The organism is Campylobacter sp. VBCF_06 NA8 (genome assembly GCF_027737825.1).
In the GTDB taxonomy this organism is placed as follows: domain Bacteria; phylum Campylobacterota; class Campylobacteria; order Campylobacterales; family Campylobacteraceae; genus Campylobacter_B.
In genome coordinates, this window is record NZ_JAOVUB010000003.1 from 328,306 (window position 1) to 346,172 (window position 17,867).

General features: G+C 38.6%; 30 protein-coding genes and 1 tRNA gene. 11 read left to right on the forward strand and 20 right to left on the reverse strand.

Annotated elements, in window-relative coordinates:
* Positions 1 to 27: 27 nt before the first annotated feature.
* A complete protein-coding gene (locus OFO10_RS06015; RefSeq protein ID WP_270866477.1) occupies positions 28 to 264 on the forward strand; it encodes a hypothetical protein in 237 nt (78 codons plus the stop codon).
* 1 nt (position 265) lies between these two features.
* On the opposite strand, the gene OFO10_RS06020 is transcribed toward OFO10_RS06015, so the two are convergent.
* Genes OFO10_RS06020 through OFO10_RS06090 form a run of 15 tightly spaced genes read right to left on the reverse strand, consistent with a single transcriptional unit; the run spans position 266 to position 8,532 of the window.
* A complete protein-coding gene (locus OFO10_RS06020; protein ID WP_270866478.1) occupies positions 266 to 550 on the reverse strand; it encodes a hypothetical protein in 285 nt (94 codons plus the stop codon).
* Positions 551 to 573: 23 nt separating this feature from the next.
* Positions 574 to 1,080: a hypothetical protein gene (locus OFO10_RS06025; RefSeq protein WP_270866479.1), complete on the reverse strand. Its 507-nt coding sequence runs from the start codon at positions 1,078 to 1,080 to the stop codon at positions 574 to 576.
* The gene (locus OFO10_RS06030; protein ID WP_270866480.1) at positions 1,073 to 1,996 is read right to left on the reverse strand and encodes a hypothetical protein; all 924 of its coding nucleotides are present in this window, start codon (positions 1,994 to 1,996) and stop codon (positions 1,073 to 1,075) included. The genes OFO10_RS06025 and OFO10_RS06030 overlap by 8 nt, the downstream gene beginning before the upstream one ends.
* A complete protein-coding gene (locus tag OFO10_RS06035) occupies positions 1,989 to 2,132 on the reverse strand; it encodes a hypothetical protein (RefSeq protein WP_270866481.1) in 144 nt (47 codons plus the stop codon). The genes OFO10_RS06030 and OFO10_RS06035 overlap by 8 nt, the downstream gene beginning before the upstream one ends.
* Before the next feature lies 1 nt (position 2,133).
* Positions 2,134 to 3,063: a hypothetical protein gene (locus tag OFO10_RS06040; protein ID WP_270866482.1), complete on the reverse strand. Its 930-nt coding sequence runs from the start codon at positions 3,061 to 3,063 to the stop codon at positions 2,134 to 2,136.
* 59 nt (positions 3,064 to 3,122) lie between these two features.
* Positions 3,123 to 3,374: a hypothetical protein gene (locus OFO10_RS06045; RefSeq protein ID WP_270866483.1), complete on the reverse strand. Its 252-nt coding sequence runs from the start codon at positions 3,372 to 3,374 to the stop codon at positions 3,123 to 3,125.
* Positions 3,371 to 4,558, reverse strand: coding sequence for a PBSX family phage terminase large subunit (locus tag OFO10_RS06050; RefSeq protein ID WP_270866484.1), 1,188 nt, complete (start codon positions 4,556 to 4,558; stop codon positions 3,371 to 3,373). The genes OFO10_RS06045 and OFO10_RS06050 overlap by 4 nt, the downstream gene beginning before the upstream one ends.
* The gene (locus OFO10_RS06055) at positions 4,548 to 5,099 is read right to left on the reverse strand and encodes a hypothetical protein (protein ID WP_270866485.1); all 552 of its coding nucleotides are present in this window, start codon (positions 5,097 to 5,099) and stop codon (positions 4,548 to 4,550) included. The genes OFO10_RS06050 and OFO10_RS06055 overlap by 11 nt, the downstream gene beginning before the upstream one ends.
* A 1-nt stretch (position 5,100) precedes the next feature.
* Entirely contained in the window at positions 5,101 to 5,544 is a 444-nt protein-coding gene (locus tag OFO10_RS06060) for a hypothetical protein (protein WP_270866486.1), read from the reverse strand.
* Positions 5,541 to 6,191, reverse strand: coding sequence for a hypothetical protein (locus OFO10_RS06065; protein ID WP_270866487.1), 651 nt, complete (start codon positions 6,189 to 6,191; stop codon positions 5,541 to 5,543). The genes OFO10_RS06060 and OFO10_RS06065 overlap by 4 nt, the downstream gene beginning before the upstream one ends.
* Before the next feature lie 2 nt (positions 6,192 to 6,193).
* Complete coding sequence (locus tag OFO10_RS06070; protein WP_270866488.1) at positions 6,194 to 6,814, reverse strand: hypothetical protein; 621 nt, start codon at positions 6,812 to 6,814, stop codon at positions 6,194 to 6,196.
* Positions 6,811 to 7,092, reverse strand: a complete 282-nt coding sequence (locus OFO10_RS06075; protein ID WP_270866489.1) for a hypothetical protein — start codon at positions 7,090 to 7,092, stop codon at positions 6,811 to 6,813. The genes OFO10_RS06070 and OFO10_RS06075 overlap by 4 nt, the downstream gene beginning before the upstream one ends.
* Positions 7,089 to 7,211: a hypothetical protein gene (locus OFO10_RS06080; protein ID WP_270866490.1), complete on the reverse strand. Its 123-nt coding sequence runs from the start codon at positions 7,209 to 7,211 to the stop codon at positions 7,089 to 7,091. The genes OFO10_RS06075 and OFO10_RS06080 overlap by 4 nt, the downstream gene beginning before the upstream one ends.
* Positions 7,208 to 7,597 carry a YopX family protein gene (locus OFO10_RS06085; RefSeq protein ID WP_270866491.1) on the reverse strand — a complete coding sequence of 130 codons (390 nt, stop codon included), beginning with the start codon at positions 7,595 to 7,597 and terminating at the stop codon, positions 7,208 to 7,210. Before OFO10_RS06085 ends, OFO10_RS06080 begins: the two co-directional genes overlap by 4 nt.
* Positions 7,594 to 8,532 carry a helix-turn-helix domain-containing protein gene (locus OFO10_RS06090; protein WP_270866492.1) on the reverse strand — a complete coding sequence of 313 codons (939 nt, stop codon included), beginning with the start codon at positions 8,530 to 8,532 and terminating at the stop codon, positions 7,594 to 7,596. The genes OFO10_RS06085 and OFO10_RS06090 overlap by 4 nt, the downstream gene beginning before the upstream one ends.
* Before the next feature lie 121 nt (positions 8,533 to 8,653).
* Here OFO10_RS06090 and OFO10_RS06095 point away from each other — a divergent pair, with 121 nt between their 5' ends.
* Complete coding sequence (locus OFO10_RS06095) at positions 8,654 to 9,391, forward strand: XRE family transcriptional regulator (protein ID WP_270866493.1); 738 nt, start codon at positions 8,654 to 8,656, stop codon at positions 9,389 to 9,391.
* On the opposite strand, the gene OFO10_RS06100 is transcribed toward OFO10_RS06095, so the two are convergent.
* Positions 9,376 to 9,681, reverse strand: coding sequence for a type II toxin-antitoxin system RelE/ParE family toxin (locus tag OFO10_RS06100; protein ID WP_270866494.1), 306 nt, complete (start codon positions 9,679 to 9,681; stop codon positions 9,376 to 9,378). The two genes, OFO10_RS06095 and OFO10_RS06100, sit on opposite strands and share 16 nt — an antisense overlap.
* Complete coding sequence (locus OFO10_RS06105) at positions 9,674 to 9,937, reverse strand: hypothetical protein (protein WP_270866495.1); 264 nt, start codon at positions 9,935 to 9,937, stop codon at positions 9,674 to 9,676. The genes OFO10_RS06100 and OFO10_RS06105 overlap by 8 nt, the downstream gene beginning before the upstream one ends.
* Positions 9,938 to 10,105: 168 nt before the next feature.
* Here OFO10_RS06105 and OFO10_RS06110 point away from each other — a divergent pair, with 168 nt between their 5' ends.
* From OFO10_RS06110 to OFO10_RS06150, 9 genes are all read left to right on the forward strand, one after another.
* Positions 10,106 to 10,930, forward strand: a complete 825-nt coding sequence (locus OFO10_RS06110) for a PD-(D/E)XK nuclease-like domain-containing protein (RefSeq protein WP_270866496.1) — start codon at positions 10,106 to 10,108, stop codon at positions 10,928 to 10,930.
* A gap of 116 nt (positions 10,931 to 11,046) precedes the next feature.
* On the forward strand, positions 11,047 to 11,823 hold the full coding sequence (locus OFO10_RS06115; RefSeq protein ID WP_270866497.1) for a hypothetical protein: 777 nt from the start codon (positions 11,047 to 11,049) through the stop codon (positions 11,821 to 11,823).
* Complete coding sequence (locus tag OFO10_RS06120) at positions 11,816 to 12,124, forward strand: hypothetical protein (RefSeq protein ID WP_270866498.1); 309 nt, start codon at positions 11,816 to 11,818, stop codon at positions 12,122 to 12,124. Before OFO10_RS06115 ends, OFO10_RS06120 begins: the two co-directional genes overlap by 8 nt.
* Complete coding sequence (gene ssb / locus OFO10_RS06125) at positions 12,117 to 12,704, forward strand: single-stranded DNA-binding protein (RefSeq protein ID WP_442867998.1); 588 nt, start codon at positions 12,117 to 12,119, stop codon at positions 12,702 to 12,704. The genes OFO10_RS06120 and ssb overlap by 8 nt, the downstream gene beginning before the upstream one ends.
* 10 nt (positions 12,705 to 12,714) lie before the next feature.
* On the forward strand, positions 12,715 to 12,864 hold the full coding sequence (locus OFO10_RS06130; protein WP_270866499.1) for a hypothetical protein: 150 nt from the start codon (positions 12,715 to 12,717) through the stop codon (positions 12,862 to 12,864).
* Positions 12,851 to 13,063 carry a hypothetical protein gene (locus OFO10_RS06135; protein ID WP_270866500.1) on the forward strand — a complete coding sequence of 71 codons (213 nt, stop codon included), beginning with the start codon at positions 12,851 to 12,853 and terminating at the stop codon, positions 13,061 to 13,063. The genes OFO10_RS06130 and OFO10_RS06135 overlap by 14 nt, the downstream gene beginning before the upstream one ends.
* Before the next feature lie 2 nt (positions 13,064 to 13,065).
* Positions 13,066 to 13,905 (forward strand): DNA (cytosine-5-)-methyltransferase, encoded by an 840-nt coding sequence (gene dcm, locus OFO10_RS06140; protein WP_270866501.1) that lies wholly within the window; start codon positions 13,066 to 13,068, stop codon positions 13,903 to 13,905.
* 55 nt (positions 13,906 to 13,960) lie between these two features.
* On the forward strand, positions 13,961 to 14,191 hold the full coding sequence (locus tag OFO10_RS06145; RefSeq protein ID WP_270866502.1) for an XRE family transcriptional regulator: 231 nt from the start codon (positions 13,961 to 13,963) through the stop codon (positions 14,189 to 14,191).
* A gap of 440 nt (positions 14,192 to 14,631) precedes the next feature.
* Positions 14,632 to 15,315 (forward strand): Rha family transcriptional regulator, encoded by a 684-nt coding sequence (locus tag OFO10_RS06150; protein ID WP_270866503.1) that lies wholly within the window; start codon positions 14,632 to 14,634, stop codon positions 15,313 to 15,315.
* Positions 15,316 to 15,328: 13 nt separating this feature from the next.
* On the opposite strand, the gene OFO10_RS06155 is transcribed toward OFO10_RS06150, so the two are convergent.
* The 3 genes from OFO10_RS06155 to OFO10_RS06165 all read right to left on the reverse strand — a co-directional run bounded on the left by OFO10_RS06155 (position 15,329) and on the right by OFO10_RS06165 (position 17,338).
* Entirely contained in the window at positions 15,329 to 16,516 is a 1,188-nt protein-coding gene (locus tag OFO10_RS06155; protein ID WP_270866504.1) for a tyrosine-type recombinase/integrase, read from the reverse strand.
* Positions 16,517 to 16,700: 184 nt separating this feature from the next.
* The gene (locus OFO10_RS06160) at positions 16,701 to 16,991 is read right to left on the reverse strand and encodes a hypothetical protein (protein ID WP_270866505.1); all 291 of its coding nucleotides are present in this window, start codon (positions 16,989 to 16,991) and stop codon (positions 16,701 to 16,703) included.
* A 272-nt stretch (positions 16,992 to 17,263) separates the two neighbouring features.
* Positions 17,264 to 17,338: transfer RNA gene (locus OFO10_RS06165), tRNA-Glu, on the reverse strand.
* Positions 17,339 to 17,867: the final 529 nt, after the last annotated feature.

Consider the following 17,867-nt stretch of genomic DNA (forward strand, 5'->3'; position numbering starts at 1 on the left):
TCATAAATAAAATAAAAAAGGATTATCATGTATGCGCTTTTTATAATCATAGCTTCGCTTTTGGTCGCTACTTGGTATTTGCAAAACACAGCTGGGACTATGTTTAAAGCCTTTGTGCTTGGCGCGGTTAGTTTTTGCGTTTTGGCTGTGTTAGATTTTAGCGTTTTATTTAGCGGGATTATAGGCGTTATGGTGTATGCGATAACGCATTTTATCTTGCATAAAAAAGCCATTAAAAACGAAATAATCATAGAGTTTAAATAACTCATTTTTCAAGCCTTTTTAGCTGCTCTTTATTCACAGCGTTTAAAATCACGCTTAAAATTTCGTAAAAATCCAAAAACGGAGTTTCGTAAAATTTAGCGTATTCTTTAACCAAATCCACATTTAGCTTTAATCCAAATTCGCCATGCTCTATGCTTTTAAAAAACGCATTTATACACGCAAACTCAAAATCATCATCTAAAAATACTAAACCCCTATTTTCGTAAAACTCACGCTCTGCGGTGTTTTGCGGTTGTGGCGGCACTTCGCCATTTTTAAAAACCATAACCGCAAAATCGCAAAGCTTAGCTACTTTTTTGCTTGCGCCTCTTTAATCGCTTCGTTTATCGCTTCCCAAACTATGCGAGACGATAAGCCTTTATCTTTTAGCGTATTTTTAAATCGCTCTTTGTCGTCGCCTAAAACTAACAAATCGATTTTATACGCAAAAAGGCTTTCTAAATCATCATTTAGGCTTTTTGCGATTTCATCTGCGCTAAATTCGCCCAATTTTTTGCAAAGCTCGGTTTTTTCTTTGACTAACTTTTTATTTTCAAACAAAAGCGAAATTTTGTCTTTGATATCGCAGTTTTTAATAAGCTCTTTGTTGATTTGGATTGTTTCGTTTAGCTCATTTAGGCGCAAATTTATATCACTTTGCTCTTTCGCTTTGTTTTCTAGCTCCCTTATTTTTGCTTTTTGATTTTCGGCTTTTAGCTCTAAATCTTTGCGTTCGGTTAAATTTGGCTCTTTTACTACGAGCGAAAACATATCGCTATCAATCTCTAAGCTTATTTTATATTCTGTCTTAATCACGGTTTGCCTTTGCTATGTAAGTTAGTTTGAAGTTATCATCGCCTTGGTCTGCGATTGCTAAAAATGTGCGCTCGATGACAAAAATTCCCTCGCTATCCTCAAATTTAGGACTTTCTGATAGTTGCGCTTTTGGGATTTCTAGCTTCCACACATCTTGCCCAGCTTTATTTCTAAAAATCGCTTCAAACGCGATAGTAGAGGCGTTTTTAAAGGCGTCAAAGCCGTCATCTTGCCCCTTTTCAAGCCTGCATTTAACCGTAAGCTTTGGCGCATAGTCTGAAATGTGAAACTCATTTACATTGGTAAATTTTTCCTGTGCGATTTCGCAGCCCATGTCAAACTCAAACTCACTTAGATTGATTTGCGTTCCGTCGATACTCATAGCACCGATACAATCAATCACCAGCACTTCACCGCCATCTACATTGCCTATTTCGGTCTCTGTGATATCGCGCCCCGCATAGCTTCCTTGCACGCCAAATTCAAGGTCGATTTTATCTGCGACCTTGCCACTCATTTTGAAATTTGCCTTTGAGCCTTTGAATTTAAAAAGGCGATCTGGCAAAACCAAATCAAGGCTAGCTGTCGCTTCTGAGTGCGTGTAAGGGGTAAATTCGGTGTTGCCCTCGGCATTTGTCTCGTTTTTAAGATTACAAATCGTAAGCAGCGTATGATAAAACTCCAAATTATCGTAAAAGCAGGTTTTGATATCAGCCGAAATTCTACCCCAGCACGGGATATTTACTACCTCTTTCATACCGCCAAAATATCCGAAATTTGGAATATCCACACTATCAAACTCCACGCTTGGCGTGATAACTTCGTTTAGCTTGACGACTTCGCGCGGGGTTTTATATGTGCCTGCCTCGTCCTCTAATCCAACTCTAAGCCCAACTCTACTTAATACCTTAGCCATTGTCTTTTACCTTTTTTTTGCTAGATTTTAGGGCGGATTTTTTCTCATCCGCCATAACTTCAACTTCTTTTTTAACTTCGCTTTTAGGCTTTTCCTTTGCGCTTTTTCGCAAATTTAAAAAAGTAAGCATACCCATATTAAGCCCCTTGGATTTTAACCATTTTGATTAGTTTGTCTTGTTCCTCGATTTTCTCCCAGTTTGCGCTATCGCTTAGAGCTGTATCATCTGGGTTAAATGCGCCTTTGTAGCTTAGCCCAAATGGGTGAGTAATCCAGCCTTGGCGTGATACTAGGATTTCAAGACCGCTTAGAGCGTCTCTGTCTGTCTCTGTTGGTTGTTTTGTCGCGCAGTTTGCAAATGCAAAGCTATTTTCTGCAAAAGCGTAAGCTGTGTTTGCAGGGACATTATCATCAATGATAAGTTTTTTACCAAAGATTTCAAAATATCCTAGTTTTGGTGTATTTTCGCCGTTTGGTGTGCCGTTAAATGTAGCTACGCTAGATTGAGCGATTTTCCATGCTAGTTTTGAGTTAGCGATAATCACGCTCACACTGTTTGCTTCATCGCCTAGCACGCTATAAATGCCGTCAAGCACTGCGCCAAAATCTAACTCACCACTTGCTGTGTAAGCGTGATTTGGCAATGCGCCAAAAATGCCGTCAAGGGATTTGATAAAGCTTGCTTGAATTTCGTTTTTCCAATAAATCGCCACTTGATCTGCGATTGCTTTTAGCGGGTCGCTTCCACTTAGCATACTTGCAAAATCAGTAGCGCCCCATGCGTTTGCTCTAAAAATCTTAGTGACTTTTTCTGCACCACTTGCGATTTTTCTAATCTCTAACGGGTCGCCGTCATAACCCAAACCGCCACCTTGTGCGCCACCGCTAATTGGTTTAAATCTAGGCATTACAAATGTATCGCCTGCGTTGTTTGCAAATTTAGTAAGCCCGTCGCTGTTTTGCATGATACCGCTTGAAATAAGCGCAGATTTTTCGATGATTAAAGGATTGATATAATCGTTCCAAACCTCAGGGACTAACACATCAGCTAATCTAGTTTCAGCCATTTTAAAACTCCTTAAAATAAGTTATTTTCCAAATATAGCTTTAAAATGGTCGTTTTTTCTTAGAAAATTTGACTTTTGGATAAAATTTTAATAGCTCTTTTGTGTGAGAGTTCAAATTTGGCTTTTATCGCAGTTAAAATTTGCTCTTTATTGTAACCGCGCTTTTTAAGCTCTAAGATTTCAAGCGTGATATTTAGCGTGTTTAGTTTGGGTATGTAAAAAGTATAACCGCCCAAATCCTTTGCTAGTTTTAGTGCGCTTTCTAATCCTATGCTCTCAACTATCAAATCAAACGGGCTATTCTCGCTCATAAGCTAGCCTTTAAGGTGTGAATATTTAAATTTGGCTTTATAAAGCGTTCTAAGGCGTATCTAAGCGCGTCTATGGTGTGATTGTCTTTGTCGATTAGCTCAGGCGTGATTTCGCCGCTTAATCTATCCACTTTGTAGCTATAAAGGCTAAATTCTCTAATGGTATTTTCACATTTTGGATTTATGTAAATTCGCTCAAAACTTCTAATTAGTGCTATACCGTCTTTAACCGAGCCTTTGCCTTTGACGCTTGGGTGGATATTAAACCCAGCTTTACGCATAAAATTTATAATCTCAGGTCGCGCACTATCTGCGATGATATTATAATTCTTGCTATCTTTTACGCTTAAAAATGCTTTTGGCAGTTCGCTTATATCATATCCTATGCCGTAAAATTCGCTATCGATATATAAAAAGCGATTGTCGATAATATAGCATTTAATGAGTGCTGTGGGATCTATGAAGCCCCAGTCTGCGCCGAAATATGGCACCAAATTTGGGCTAGGATTTAGCTCTTTGATTTCCCATTTGCCGTGCATTACCTGCGCCTTGCTTGAAATGCGTGGCTGTCCTTCCCAGACATGCAGATACATATCCATATCCACAGCCTTTAAGGCTAGGCGTTCAGCGTTTAGCGTTTCGTTAAAAAACGGATTATCGCGCCAATTCACCTGCTTTATAATCGCATTATTTGGCGTATTTATAATAAACCTTTGATATGTTGCGTCGGTTTGCAAATTTGGGTTAAAACTAATCCAAATTTCGCTTTTATTTTTGCGGATTGTAGGGATTAGCACCTCCCAGCTTTTAGCACTTACGCTTTGGGCTTCCTCGACCCAGCATAGATCTATACCCTCTGTGGATTTTATCTCATCTATGCTATGATGAAGTCCTTTGAAAATAAACTCACTGCCATTGTTTGCGCTTATGCCTTTTTCGGTTATTTTAAAGTGCGACGATACGCCTAGCTCATTTATCCTATCGCTTAAAAGCTTATGGACGCTGTCTTTTATGGAGTTTTGATACTCTCTCGTGCATAGCACTCTAAGGCGTGTTTTAAGGCTCATTAGGATTAGCATTGTGGCGATATTGTAGCTTTTGCCACTACCGCGCCCGCCATAAGCCACCTTGTAGCGATATGGTTTAAAAAACTCTTTGCACCATTTTGGCAGCTTAGTTCTCATCGCTCACTACTTCCGCGTCTATAAATTCGACTTCGATTAATTTGTCTTTGTCGCCGTTTATAGTCTGCATTAAATTTATCGCTGGGGTTTTAGGAAATACGCCTAAAATATCCAAGCCGTCTTTGATACCACTCATCGCACTTTTAAAATCCCTTGCGTTTTCTACTTCGCTTAGGATTTCATCGCCTTTTTGCAAACCCTTTTGCACTAAGCTCACACAAAACTCACCAAACACGCCGTGCCTTAATGCAATATGCTCGAAACCTTTCATTAGGGCGTTTTTAGTCATAATTGTCGTTTTGTCGTTTATTTTGTCGTTAATAGTTTTGGTTTTTTCGCTTTGTAATAACTCTAATCCCTGCTCTACAATACTTACGCCGTTTTTTATATTGTCGTTTATTTTAATATTGTTTTTGCGGATATAATCATACAGCGCGGTGCGGTTGCATTTATACTTTTTAGCTAATTCGCTTATAGAGCAAAGCCCCGCTTGATACTCTGCGACAATCGGAGCATAATCGACTTTTGGAGGTCTTGGCATTTTATAAATCCACCTTTAAAAGTATTTTTACGCCACTATTTGCAGGCGTTAAATTTGTCTCTTTACGCATTGAGATATTACTGATAAATTTCTCACTATCGTCCTCGATAACCCCGTGATGAGTTAGGCAGTCTTGGAGCATTTTAAATAAAAAGCTATGATTGTCTAAATCCCTAATCGTGGAGTTTATAAAGGTCATTTCTACCCGCACGCTTACCTTGCGAGAAATTTTTGGGATATGGGTAAAAAATTTAGTTACCCGCAGTAGTTCGCGCTTGACTTGCATGCGCCTTTGCCAGCTCATATTTCCACTATAAATCGCATTTGTAGAGTATTTTTTGCCACTGATTGTCATAGGCACAAAGATTTCTATATCGTTTTGTTTCTCGTTAAACACAAAATACTCGCCCCTGCTTCCCATAAATTGTGCTAGATTATGGCTCATAATGCCTCCTTTTTAGCTTTGCTTAGGCGCGGATTATAGGCTTGGATATGATACTCATCGCCCCAAATTTCCTTTTTATGAAGGACGATTTTGCTCTCGATTATATAGTATCCATTTACAGCTGCGCTTAGAATTCTTGGGTCTTTTATGTTTTTTTCTTTTGCTACTTTAATGCACTCCATAAGAGCCAAATACATCGCCTCGTTTGTTTCGCCGTTTGAGAGTTTAAAATCTCGCAAATAGTTATAAATAATTATGATTTTTCGATAAACGCTATCATAGGTCGTTCTAAATTTTGCACTTATCGCAAATGGTGCGATAAGGCGCGCGATTTCGTGGTCTGAGCGGATACTAAGTAACTCGCTTATCTCAAAATACGCCTCTTCTAACTCCTTTTTAAATCGTGGTATGTATTTGATCTGGCAATAATCCTCTCTGACATATAAATCCTTGCCGTCTTTTAAAAAGCACTCTTTTAATGCTTCATCTTTTGCGCTTAGGGGTTGCCTTTTTTTAATTTTGTTTTTGATTAGCGACTTGCAAACCTCGATACTTTCTCTACTCACCCCCTCGAATTGGTCGCCAAACATTTCTACAAATTTCCTAACTCTGTAAAATCTCTTGCCCTCTTTTGTGATGATTTCCATTTTTATCCTTTGATTAATTTTTGAATTCGTATTTCTAGCGCATTTGTTTGCGCTCTGTTGCTTTTAAATGCCTTAGGGGTAGTCTGACCTACCCTAAGTATCTTACCGCTGTTTAAATCGCCGTGAAGTAGTTTAATTTCGATTTTTGGATTTTGACCTATTTTCTCACTGCGTCCGACGATATAGCTAGGGGTTAGATTTTTGCCCGCAAAAGCGCTATAAGCTTTGATAAATTGCGCCCTTAAAAACGGCAAAGTATCGGCTGTCGCGTGGATTAGTGCTTCAAATCCGCCGTCGAGTGAATTAATCGCGCGGTTGATTACCTCATCTGTGAAACGATAGCTATCATAAATGCTAGCCTCCATACTCGCATTTACAGCAACCTCCCAAGCGATGATTGCCTTATCATCAGCCTTGCCCTCTATTGCCTCGATAAAATCAGCGATTTTTGGCAGTTTTGCGTATTTGTGAGTGGCTAGGATAACGCCAAGAGCCTTTTTAAACTCATCTATGCTGTATTTTCTAAGCGCGCTAAAATACAAATCCGCCAAGCTCTCGCTAATCTCTACGCCGTAGTATTCACCCAGCGGATAGAAGCTTTTTATAAAATCGTTGTAGTTCATTTAATCCACTCCAAAATTTTATTTTTTATTTTTTCGTAATTGTCAGCCAATTTTATTACGCATAAAAAGTTTATACCAAAAAACGCCACAATACCGCACGAGGCATATAAGATAAATAAAAGGCATTTTGCATTTTCGCCTATCATAAAAGCGGTAAATGCAAAATCTAAAAAACTATAAAAAAACAATATCGCTAAAACAAATATAGCTTCAAACGCCATTATGCCAATAAAAATCAAAATAACGCACAAAAACATTTTTTTTATTTCTTGTCTCATTTTCGCACCTTTCTTTTGCCTTTGCTTTTTTGCGAATTTCGCTTTTTCTTTTTCTTCTGTTTGCCAAAATTTCCAGCCATACCCGTAACCAAACACGCCAAAAGAGCCATACTTTTCATTTCAAAAGCTCCGAATTTTGGTGAATATTACCGATGATTTTGCAAACACTAGCAATATAGCCAGTCAAAACGCCCTTGTTTTTTAATTCGCTACGATATATAGTTCGTAGCTTATAACGCGCTTCGTTTCCGCTATACGACACAAAAAACAAAACACCCTCAAACTCTATAATATCTCCCTCAAAAATCTCGCACCCGCTGTGGTCTTTTAAGCCTGTGTATTGCATTAGCATAGCTGTATCAAAACTCTCGGCAAAACTCTCATTGAAATTAAAAAGCGTAGTATCGCCCTTTGTCATTAGTGTATCGTTAGTAAAATCAATACTCGCAACTTCTCGCATTTCATTTAAATGCGGTAGCCACGCCCTAAACTTAATCTCTCTCATAGCACTTCTCCTTTGCTTGAATTCTCATCTGACGCCTCTTTTGGCGCACCATTTTCATCTGGTTTATCCCATTTTTTGCCCCAGTTAATCAGATTTTTAAGCGATTTTTGCCCGTTATCGCTCATTTTTGATAATGGCAAACCCGCCGCGCCTACTTCCTCGCCGTTTTCGTTTAGCTTAGGGGCTGGCTTGGTAAGCGGTGCTGGATATATCGCTTTGTATCCGCTTGCGATTGAGTGTTTTATGGCTTCATTTATGTCGTATCCTTTCTCATGAAGTTTTTTGCATGTGTCGTTGATAAGCAAATCTCTTTGCATAGCTGATAGCGGCTCTTTGCGTGAGCGTTTATACTCCTCCCACATTTCCCAAATCTCAGGATTGATAAAATCTGGTAAATTTATTTCGCTAGTTGCTAGTGGTTGATATGGCTCATTTGAAATTTGGGTTTGTGGATTTGGCTGATCGGATTTTATTTGTGAATTAGTCGAATTTTGTTTTTTGCCAAATTCTGCAATTTCATTTTCTGCAAAATTTTTTTCATTTTCGCTTTGCTTAAAATTTAAATTTTCTCTAAATAAATTATTATTATTTAGTTTTAAATTTATAATAGGATAGGGTGTGACATTTTTGTCACCCTCTGTGTGACATTTTTGTCCCAGTGTGACATTTTTGTCAGTGACATTTTTGTCTGCCTGATTCTGCAAATTTATATAAATTTTGCGGTTATTGCCTACTGAAAAAATGGTAATAATTTTCAAATCTGTTAGTTCTTTTAAAACTCTTTGGATATGCCTTCTACTTTTTTTATAAGTTCGACAAAAATACTCTGTTTTAGCAAAACAAAAATTTTCATTATTGGTTAATGCTGAAATTTCAAAGAATATAATTTTGGCAAAATCACTGAGATCTGTGCGCCTTAAAATTTCCAAATCCATTTATTTCCTTTATTTATAAAAAAGCGATAAAAAATATTAATCAAAATAATATAAAAAAATACTTAAACTTATAAATAAAATTAATAATTTTTATGCTAAAATATCAATTAAGGAGTTCGTTATGGAAATTTTGGATATTCATCAAAAGTTAAAAAAAGCGCGCAAAGACGCAGGATTATCACAAGAGCAGGTGGCAGAAAAGCTAAAATTGTTAAATATTGAAAAAACACAACCCCAAATTTCAATGTGGGAAAAAAGTCCTAGTGAAGTCGAAGAAAAAATCAAAGGCAAATCTGTAAAACCTAGTTTTGATGATTTGTGCGCGCTTGCCGAAATTTACGGCGTGGATATAGAATATTTTTCAGATAATTACAAAGGCGCAAAACCGCAAAAAATTTCATTATCTAGCGACAATATCTTAATTCCTAAACTAAACATTTTCGCAGGTGCTGGCAGTGAGGGTGTATTTGATATCACGCTGCTTGGCAATGATAAAAATATCAGCGTTAGCCGTGAGATTATCGGTGCGCTAAACCCGGCAAATCTGCGCGCGATAGAAATCATCGGCGATAGCATGGAGCCTGAGTTTTACGAGGGTGATATTGCGGTCGTGGATATGGTAAATTTCCGCTATAACTTCGTCAAAATCGCAGGTATTTACATAGTCCGCACAGGCGAAGCGATATATATCAAAAAGGTAGATTTTTTGCCTCGCGGTGGCATTAAGCTAATCTCGATTAACAAAAGTTATGGTGATATGGAGCTAGGGGCGGATGATGATTTTGAGATACTAGGCAAGGTCTGTGGCAAAATCCACTTCACAAAGGGGCTAATTTTCACCGATCAGGGCATATCATAGTTTTGTCCGCCACTCCACAAATTTGCCTTATAAATCCCCAAAATTTCGATTTTATCACTGCTTATATAAAACGGCACGACAAAGCCTTTATAAATCAAATCCCTTGTGTTTTTGTCATTTGCCATAGGGTCTAATCGGTAAGCAAAGGGCATATATGGGATTTTTGCGATTTTAGCGTAGATTTCATTATACAATTTCTCAGCTCTTGCAAATCCGTCGCGTCTGGCGATAAATTCTACAATACCTAAAATTTCGCTTTCAAATCGGCTATTATATGTGATTTTACGCATATTTTGCCTTGATTTTCGCTACTCCTTTATCCGTGCGAGCTCTCATCTCATCTGCGCTTACAAACTCCAATTCGCCCTTTTCTAGCAGTCGCAAAGTCTCTTTGAAATCCGCTTCATCTGCTTTGCTTAGGCGATAGCTTCCTTTACCTGTGTTTTTTTCTATATGGAAATTTAGGTTTGGTTGCGCTTTTAAAATCGCCTTTAAGGCGTTAAATATGTTTTGGTTGCCATTTTCGATTTGGACTGAGATTTGCATTTGCACTCCTTTTTTGTTGTGATTATACCAAAAAAATCTTACGCAATTTTTATGATAATTTTACGATTTTTTATAAAAAATTAACTAAATTAATAATATTTAAGCATATTTTTATATTTATTTTATTAATATTCAAATATCAATTTATTTTATATAAAGGAGCACACTATGACAAATTCAGACTACCACGCAAGAGCTGAAATCTCTAAAAGTGATTTAAGCCTACTTGCTAGCAAAACGCCTTATGCGCTAAAACTCAAAAAAGAGGGTTTATTGCCCTCTGAGCAAACCCCTAGCCTACTGCTTGGCTCTGTAATTCATAAGCTAGTTTTAGAGCCTTTGACTTTCTCACACGAATACGCCGTTATGCCAGAGTGCGACAAACGCACCAAAGAGGGTAAAGCGATTTTCGCAGAGTTCGAAGCCAAAAGCGCAGGCAAGACTATCATCACTCACGAAATTTTCGATAAAGCAAAGGCTATCGCAAAAAGTGTAACCACTCATAAGGCTTTTGACATTTTCGTAAATAACGGTATGGCAGAGCAAAGCTATTTTAGCGAGATAAATGGTGTCAAGGTCAAATGCAGACCTGACTTTTACAACGAAAAATTAGGGCTTTTAGTGGATTTAAAAACCGCCCAAAGCGTCAAAAAATACGACTTTACTAAATCAATCGCAAACTATGCGTATGACATGCAAGTGGCGTTTTATACCGACATTTTAGAAAGCTTAGGCAAAGCGGTTAATAGCTTTTTATTCATCGCAGTAGAGACCAAAGAGCCTTACGGCGTGGCATTTTATGAGATTAAGCGCAATAGCCCTATTTTTGAGAGTGGCAGGCAGTATTACACGAGACTACTCGCCCAGTGGAGCGAGTGCGTAGCAAATGATAGCTATCCAAACTACGAGCGCGAGATTAACGAAAACGGCGATGAAATCATAGTCCAAGAAATCACCGATTTACCGACTTATGAGCTTATCAAAAGGGGCTAGCACATGCGACCACTTAGCGAAATTGTAGCATTTACTTACAACATGGCAAAACTAGGATTTAAGGTGCGTATCAACGCTAATGGAAATTTCATCATCACACGAATAAAGGATAAATAATGAGTAACGAAGTAGCAGTTATAGAGACAGAATTTAAAAGATTTGAGTTAGAGCAACGCAGGGCAAAAGCTTTGGCGTCTAGCGTATTTTTCCCAAGCGCGCTTAGAGCAGGCGACATGGTGGCAAATGCTATCATCGTATATGAGCTAGCTAATCGCATGCAAATCAGCCCTTTTGAAGTAGCCCAAAGCGTGTTTATTATCCACAATAAACCAAGCTTTGAGACCAAATTTCTTGTAGCTCGCCTAAATCAAAGTGGCAAAATCAAAGGTAGACTGCTTACTATCCTAAACGAAGCCAAAACCGAAGCGCACTGCGAAGCCATAGACGCAAGCACAGGCGAAAAGCTAGTAGGCGCGACTATCAGCCTAGAAATCGCCAAGCGTGAGGGCTGGCTCGGCAAAGCTGGGAGCAAATGGGCGACAATGCCAGAACTTATGCTTAGATACCGCGCCCAAAGCTTTTTTATAAACGAATTCTTCCCAGAAGTCAAATTTGGTATGCCAAGCTCGGAAGAGGTCGCAGATAGTGTCGAAGTCGTATCAAGTAGAGTAAGTGCGCCAAATTTGGCACTAAATTCAGCCCCTAGCGCAGCAGATAGTATAGCCCAGCCGCTAGATCTAAACGCAATCGCTAGCGAAGCAAAAAATGAAGCAAAAAACGAAGCGATAGAAGCGCAAGTAGTAGAGAGCGAAGCGAGTGAGCCAGCACGCCAGCCAAAGTATAAAGTAACAATCAATAAAACTAGCGAAGCACAAGGGGGCGAAAATGAATAAGTATCAGCTAGAATTATTAAACGCATTAGGCAAATGGCGCAAAGACGCAGAGATAGAAGCGTATAATTTGCGCGAAGCTAGAAACAAGGCAATTACGCTCCAAATAGATGACTGCGAAGAGTGTATAGTAAGTGGCGAAATCATCGACTTTGAGATACAAGTCAGTAGTGGTTATAGAGGATACAGCGACGCAGAAAACTCAGAGTATTTTATCGTAGTGGCTCGTGTAGATGATGAAAAAACGCCTTATGATTTCACATATTATCGCATTTATGAGATAAAAGGGGCGCAAAATGTTTAATAAGGTGATTTTGGTAGGAAATCTAACCCGCGATATCGAGCTTAGATATCTACAAAGTGGCACGGCTCTTGGGAGCTGTGCTATCGCTGTCACTCGCAAATTTACAGGCTCAAACGGGCAAAAAGCGGAGGAAGTTTGCTTTGTGGATATTAGCTTTTGGGGTAAAACGGCTGAAATTGCCAAGCAGTATCTGCGCAAAGGCTCAAAGCTACTAATCGAGGGTAGATTAAAGTTAGATCAGTGGCAAAACCAAAGTGGCATTATGCAGTATAAACACAGCGTGGTCGTGGAAAATATGGAAATGCTAGGCGCGCAGGGCGTTATGCAAAATAATGCGAATAATTATGCGCCAAATTTTGCGCAAAATCCACAGCCACGCCCTAACGCAAATCAAGACGCATATCATAACGCCGTAAAACAAGTCGCAGGCAACGCACCGCAAAGCGCACAGCCAAATTTGGCGCAAAGCGCACAGCCAAATTTGGCGCAAAGCGCGCAGCCTAGCGCGCACGCACCAGCACCGAAAGCCGACAATCTAGGCTATATCACGCCTAATGATGACGGCACTATACCATTTTAAGGGGGCGAAAATGAGCGGGTATTACAACACTAGCGAATTTGTCGCGCTTATGATTTTAGCCTTTGGCACATTTGCGCTGGGGGCTATTTTTGGCTATTACACCGCCAAAGAGTGGTTTTATAGCAAGCTAGATCAAGGAGGCAAAAATGGAAAACGATGAATTCATCACCAAAAAACAAGCCATAAATGAGCTTAAAGTATCAAATCCGACATTTATTCGCATTATGAGACTTGCGCGCGATGACGGTGCGCCACTTATTCGCAGGACGAAAATTTCAGCGCGTTTGGCTTATTACTCTTTGCGCGATATTAAGGATTATAAAGCTGGCAAACTCCGCCCAGCAGATAAGACGGCTTAGCTATGTTTGTTTTAGATTTGTTTAGTGGTATCGGTGGTTTTAGTCTTGGGTTAATGGCTGCGAATTATGATGATTATGATTTCAGCCTTTACCCACACGAGCAAAAGAGCAAAAGCGATGATTATTTTAAGACAGCAGCATTTTGCGAGATAGACGCACACGCCAAAAAAGTTTTAGCTAAAAACTTTAAAGGAATTCCGATTTTTTCAGATGTTACTGCGCTAGATAAAAGGGCATTAAACGAAAAAGGAATTGATAGCATAGATATCATTACTGGTGGATTTCCTTGCCAAGATTTAAGCGTAGCAGGTAAAAGAGCGGGCTTTGAGGGCGAGAGAAGTATTTTATTCAAAGAGATTTTAAGGATTGCAGATGAAACAAAAGCAAAATATATCTTGTTTGAAAACTCCGAGCAGCTTATTACTAACAAGCGATTATTCTCAGTTTTCGCGCAAGAGCTTAGGGCGTATGGATACGGATACCGAGCTTTTTTATTTAGAGCCAGTGATTTCGGATATCCGCACCAAAGAAAAAGAGCGTTCGTTATTGCCTACTCCACTAGCCAAAGACGGGCTATTTGGGATAAAGCGGATTTCTCAAAATTCGCAATTAAAAACCAATTTAAAGGGCAGAAATGTGCCTTGCTTAATGGCGTATGTGAGCGAGTATCTAACCTACGAAAAAAAGGAAGTATCACCCCGTGTGATATCCGAGATATACGAGGCGATAATGGGATATCCGAAGCAGTGGAACGAGTTAAACAATACGGAAATAGCCTAATCCCGGCTATCCCGTGCTATTTAGGGAAAATCATTAAAAGCGTAGAGCGGGCGATTTCTTAACCGCCTTTTTATTTGAAAAATAGTAGAATTTAGGGTTTCAAGAGCAGGAGAAAAAATGGAAAAAGAAAACTTAATAAAGCAAACTTGCAAAGAGCTAAATTTGACTTATAAACAGCTTGGCGAGGCGATAGGATTAAGCGAAGGACGAGTTAAACAGCTCGCAATTAGTGAAGTTGGCGAACAAGCAGAAAAAGCTTGTTTAATGCTTATTAAGATTAATAAGCTCGAAGCTGAATTAAACGAACAAAAACAACTAAAAACGCTACTTAAAAATTTTATTTCTTAACCGCCTAACTTTTAAGGCGGTTAAAATCACTAAAAAATATAAAAATATAACCAAAAATTTAAAAATATTTCGTTTTTTACACCTTTACTCTTGACATTAGTTAGTATTTATGCTATAATTCGTGCATAAAGGTTATAAAACATAACCTTTAAATAAAAGAAAGGAGTAAAGCGATGAATACTTTAAATCTAGTTTTAGATTTGGTGATTGTCCTCGCTAAAATCTACTTGATTATTTTGCTTTTAAAAAAGGCAAAGTAACGAAATCCTAAGGGGGCAGGTTGCCCCATACTTTAAGGATTTAACTAGGTTTTACATCGCTTTACTCTTAGAATTATAGCGTAAAGGAGTAAATATGCAGATTTTACAGATTGTAAATTTGGCTTTGGATTTGGTTATTATCGCTATTTTGGCGTATATAGTTTTTAAAAAGGATAAAAAATGAGTGCGATTATAAACAATGTTTGCGTAAATTTCGAAGTGGTAGAAAACCAAATTTTTACCAACTCTTTGCAGATCGCCGAAGTTTTTGAAAAACGCCACGACAATATACTTCAAATGGTAGATAAACTGCCAAACGACGATTTTAAAGGCTCAAATTTTATCAAAGGCGAATATATCGACAAAAAAGGCGAAATTCGCCCACTTTACAACCTCACCAAAGACGGCTTTATGCTTTTGGTAATGGGCTTTACAGGGACTAAGGCGTATAAGTTTAAAGTCGCTTTTATAAACGCCTTTAACGAAATGCAAAAAGAGTTAGAACGCCTAAGAGAGCGTGAGCGAGTGGATAAAATCGCAAATTTAGAAATGGTGCAAATTTCGCAAAATAAGCATTTCCAAAATGTGATTAACGGCTATAAAAGTCAAATCGCGCGCAAAAATCAAATCATCAAAGAGCAAGAGCACGGACTTAGGGATTTAGATATGATAGCGCAGGATAAATTTATGAAAGGTTTTATAGAGTATGCGAGCACCAAGAAAAAGAAGCTAAATTTCATCGCTGGGGCGTTGCAATTTTTGCAACACTTCAATTATCGCTTTATGGAGCATTTGCAAATTTACGCGCTAGATAATGGCGATGATAGATCGCGCATAAACGAAATGATGGGAAGTTGCGGGTGATGATTTGCCCGCATTAAACCCCTTTTTTCAAAAACTCCGTATAATCATACAACCCTTGCAGATAATCCGCCCACCACTGCCACATTTTAGCCTTGCTGGCTTCAAATTTGGCGTGATTATAGGCGTCTTTGACCTTGTCTGTCTCGCTATGCGCTAGGCAAAATTCGATTATATCAGGGCTTATGCCGTGCAAATCTCGCCTTTCGTTGCAAATCGTGCTGAACATTGCCCTAAATCCGTGCGGGGTAAGCTCATCGTTGCTATAACCTAGATTACGCAGCATTGCGCGCAGAGTGTTTTCAGATAAGGGCATATTTAGCGAGCGAAAGCTAGGAAATACAAACTCGCTTTTTGGCGCTATGCTTTGCCAAATTTGCAAAATCTCAGCACTTTGGCGCGAGAGCGTGAGTGCGAAAGCCTTGCGATTTTTCATATTTTCGGCTTTGATTTTCCACGATTTGTTTGTTAGATCTATTTCGCACCATTTTGCGTTTTTAAAATTTACGCTTCTAAGCGCGGTTAAAATTCCAATCAGCGCACAAATCCTAACCTCCAAATTTCCATTATATTCACAGATATTTTTCAGCAAATTTGCCACTTGCGCCTCATCTGTAAGCGTGGCTCTGTGCTTTACATGGCGTTTTGGCATAAGGGCTTTTGCGTCGATATCTGCGATGATATTATGCTCGACATAGCCAAAGGTCAGCGCGTATTTAAACAGCGCATTTAGCACGCCTATGCACTTTTTCACACTCTCGTGATTTGCGCCTAAAATATATGGCTTGATTGCGTCTAAAACCATAAAGCGCGTGATTTCTTTAATCTCTAAATTGCCAAATTTGGGCGAAAAATACCGCCTAAAATAAAAATCAATCCTTGCTTTATACTTTGGGGTGATAGAGCTCATCTTTTGCGCCATAAAATCGGCAAAAACAGCGTTAAATTCGCCCTTTTTTGTCCCTGTGGCAAGATAGGTTTTAAACTCATTTGTCTTAGCTCTTTCCTCGCTTAGGCTAATTACGCCATATTCGCCTATTTTTTGGCGTTTTGTTTTGAGCGTGGCTTTGTCTTTGTATTCATAGAAAAAGACTTTTTTACCGCTTGGATACACAGCCACGAGCAAATTCCCGCCTACGCTTTTATAATACCTTGATTTTTTGGGCTTTAAAGCCTTGACCGCGCTATCGCTTAAATAATTCATTTTTGCCCCCTTTTAAATTTGCTTTTGAAAAATTTTTCAAATGCTTTTTTATTCGATATTTAGGGCATTTTGCCTCAAATATCCTTTTTAAAATCTCTAAATTTGCTCGAAATTTGCCGTTTTTAAAATCTCGTTTGAAAAATTTTTCGATTGACTTTTTCGCAAAAATATATTATGCGAAATTTCACCCATGCGCGCAACTGTTCGGAAATTCCGAACAACTCGCACCGCCTGCGCTATTTATGCGATAAAATTCATCGCGCCCATATCTGCGCCACTCACTCACTGCGCCAGTTATTGCAAATTTTGCAACAACTCGCACCGTTCGCATTTTGCCCACACACCACGACGGCCGCGCGAAGTATTGCAAAATTTGCAACACTTCACCCACTATCGCAAACAGAGCCGACACGCTCGCCAAATTTGCGTCACGCAACCCACACGCACAAACTGCGCTACTTGACCGCTCTTGCACTTATTTAGCTTTTAAACGCTCACACCGCCACGCAACCTGTCAATTTTTCCGACAGCTTGCCATGCTACGCAAACACTAGCACAACCCATACGCGCCAAATTTCAAAAAACACTATCTTTATTTTTCGCAGTCAGTTAAAAAGATAGTAAAAAATTATTAATATTATTTTATTTTAATTTTCTTTAATTTAGTTTATTTTGCGCTGTAAGCTCGATTTTAAGGGGGTTTATTTTAGTTTAATTTTGGATTTTTTCATTTATTTTTAAAAGAACTGGTGACCCATAGGAGACTCGAACTCCTGTTACCGGCGTGAGAGGCCAGTGTCCTAACCGCTAGACGAATGGGCCACAAAAAATAAGAAATATTATTTTACCCAAAGGATTATAAATTTAAGATAAAATTGAAAGCAAATTTGCGCTAAATTTCAAATTTTAAGTTAAATAGCTAAAATTTAAATCAAATTTTGAAAATTGGCGCGGAAATGAACAGCGTGTGAAAACAGCGTGTGAAAACAGCGTGTGAAAACAGCGTGTGAAAACAGCGTGTGAAAACAGCGTGTGAAAACAGCGTGTGAAAACAGCGTGTGAAAACAGCGTGTGAAAACAGCGTGTGAAAACAGTGTGTGAAAACAGCGTGTGAAAACAGCGAAAATTTCTCTCAAATCAACCTAAATTTGCGCACAAATTCAAATTCAATGAGCAAATTTTAAATGCAAATTCTGCGGGCAAATTTAGTACAATTTCAAATTCACAATTTCAAATTCACAATTTCAAATTCACAATTTCAAATTCACAATTTCAAATTCACAATTTCAAATTCACAATTTCAAATTCACAATTTCAAATTCACAATTTCAAATTCACAATTTCAAATTCA